The 2,053-nt window shown below is 65.3% G+C and carries 4 protein-coding genes; 1 reads left to right on the plus strand and 3 read right to left on the minus strand.

The genetic code is table 11. The features are described from left to right. Positions 1–150: 150 nt before the first annotated feature. The 3 genes from ACXJKH_RS19275 to smpB form a co-directional block, all read right to left on the minus strand. Complete coding sequence (locus ACXJKH_RS19275; RefSeq protein WP_256774024.1) at positions 151–510, minus strand: hypothetical protein; 360 nt, start codon at positions 508–510, stop codon at positions 151–153. A gap of 100 nt (positions 511–610) precedes the next feature. Continuing rightward, the gene (locus ACXJKH_RS19280) at positions 611–1,027 is read right to left on the minus strand and encodes a GNAT family N-acetyltransferase (protein WP_457321784.1); all 417 of its coding nucleotides are present in this window, start codon (positions 1,025–1,027) and stop codon (positions 611–613) included. Between the two features lie 11 nt (positions 1,028–1,038). Beyond that, the gene (gene smpB, locus ACXJKH_RS19285) at positions 1,039–1,542 is read right to left on the minus strand and encodes an SsrA-binding protein SmpB (protein ID WP_256774022.1); all 504 of its coding nucleotides are present in this window, start codon (positions 1,540–1,542) and stop codon (positions 1,039–1,041) included. 60 nt (positions 1,543–1,602) lie between these two features. On the opposite strand from smpB, the gene ACXJKH_RS19290 reads away from it, so the two are divergent. Beyond that, the gene (locus tag ACXJKH_RS19290) at positions 1,603–2,031 is read left to right on the plus strand and encodes a type II toxin-antitoxin system RatA family toxin (protein ID WP_256774021.1); all 429 of its coding nucleotides are present in this window, start codon (positions 1,603–1,605) and stop codon (positions 2,029–2,031) included. Positions 2,032–2,053 lie beyond the last annotated feature (22 nt).

Consider the following 2,053-nt stretch of genomic DNA (forward strand, 5'->3'; position numbering starts at 1 on the left):
GTCGAAACCAATGCACCCCCGGTTTCTTCAAGAACCGCAACACATCTGGCGACCCAGACGCTACTTGACGGGCTCGATGCTACTCCAATTCAGCTGAACAGTCACGGTGCACGGCCACTCCTGCCTTGCCCGGTGCCCAGCGGAGGGGAATCAGCGCTTGCCTTCCTGCTGGCGACGGCTGTCGGCCTGGTGGCGGGCCTTTTCCTTGCGCACCCGATTGTGCTCGTTGCGCACGGTCATCGCCTGCTTCTTGGCCTGGGGTTCGGCCCGTGCCATCAGCGATTCCACCTGGGCAACCAGCCGACGGTGCTCCAGGCTGTCGTAGCTCTGGTTCTCCGACGCAGCGCGCTTGGCGTTGCGGATCAGGTAGGTCAGCACCTTGAGCAGCGCGGCGGGGTCCATGGCGCGGGCGAGTTCGTCAAAGATGAACTCCAGCGCGGCCACGTCGGCACGCAGGGTGGTCAGTTCGTCGGCCGTCTGCACCGGCTCCGGGGTATGTTCGAGGGTCACGCGCGGATCCTTTCCGTATCAATGCGGGGATTCTGACAGCTGCGCGCCTCGGAGGGGAAACAACCTGCTGCCGGGACGGTTTGCGGGAAGGGCGGGGGCGCTAAAGCGGCTTGCGCAGGTACAGGCGCTCGTGGCCGGGCGGGAAGCCCTGCAGCCGACCGAACACCGCATAGCCCTGCTTGAGGTAGAAGCCCTCGGCCTGCCAGGAGAAGGTATCCAGGGTCACGGCGTGCGCGCCCAGCGCCCGGGCCTGCTGCTCTGCATCGGCCAGCAGCGCCTGGCCAAGACCCCGGCCACGCTGGGTTTGGTCTACCCACAGCGCATGCACCATCAGCCAGCCACCGCAGACATCGGCGGCGATGCCGGCCACGGCCTGGCCGGCGGCATCGTGGATCACGCGGTTGACCGGCTGTTCGTCCAGGGCATCGCCACTGGCGGCCTGGTTGAAGGCGAGCAGGCCGGCGAACACCGCCCGGGTGTCCTCGGCACTGGCCGGCTGGATGCACGGCGCGCGCACCGTGCGCTCCATCACGCGTCGCGGTTGTGGCGGCGCATGGTGCGCGACTTCTCGCGCGCCCAGTCGCGGTCCTTCTCGGCGTCGCGCTTGTCGTGGGTCTGCTTGCCCTTGGCCAGTGCGATCTCGAGCTTGATCTTGTTCTTGCTCCAGTACATCGCCGTCGGCACGATCGTGTAGCCGTCGCGCTGGACCTTGCCGATCAGCTTGTCGATCTCGTTGCGATGCAGGAGCAGCTTGCGCTCGCGACGGTCGTTGGCCACCACGTGGGAGGAGGCCTGGATCAACGGGGTGATCTGCGCGCCGATCAGATAGATCTCGCCATCACGCACGTAGGCGTACGCATCGATGATGTTGCCGCGCCCGGCGCGGATCGACTTGACCTCCCAGCCCTGCAACGCCAGGCCGGCCTCGAAACGGTCTTCGATGTGGTACTCGTGGCGGGCACGCTTGTTGAGCGCGATGGTTTTGTTGGCCGTCGCGTTGTTTGCTTTATCCTTGCCGCTGTTCTTGCTCATGTCCGTATTGTCTCCGATTCGGGCCTCCCCGGTCGATTCATCAGCACACAGTATTGCCGCATGCCAACTATCCGCCGTAGTGCCCTGGTCGAACATTCGGCTGCCCGTATGTTCGATCTGGTCAATGATATCGATGCCTATCCGCGCCGGTTCCGCTGGTGCTCGGCGTCGCAGATCCTGGAATCCGGTCCGGACCGCCTGGTGGCGCGCCTGGACCTTGGGTTGGGCTCGTTCTCGACCTGGTTCATGACCGAAAACACCCTGCAACGTCCCAGCAGCATCGACATGCAGCTGCGCGATGGCCCGTTCAAGCGCCTGCATGGGCGCTGGGACTTCCATGCGCTGGCCGAGGACGCCTGCAAGGTGACCCTGACCCTGGAGTTCGAACCGAACTCGCGACTGCTGGGCCCGGCGCTGGCACTGGGCTTCCAGGGCTTGGCCGACCGCATGGTCAATGATTTCGTCCGCGTCGCCGATGGGCAGGACTGAGCGGTGATCGCAGTGGAAGTGG

The organism is Stenotrophomonas sp. P5_B8, from assembly GCF_054049855.1.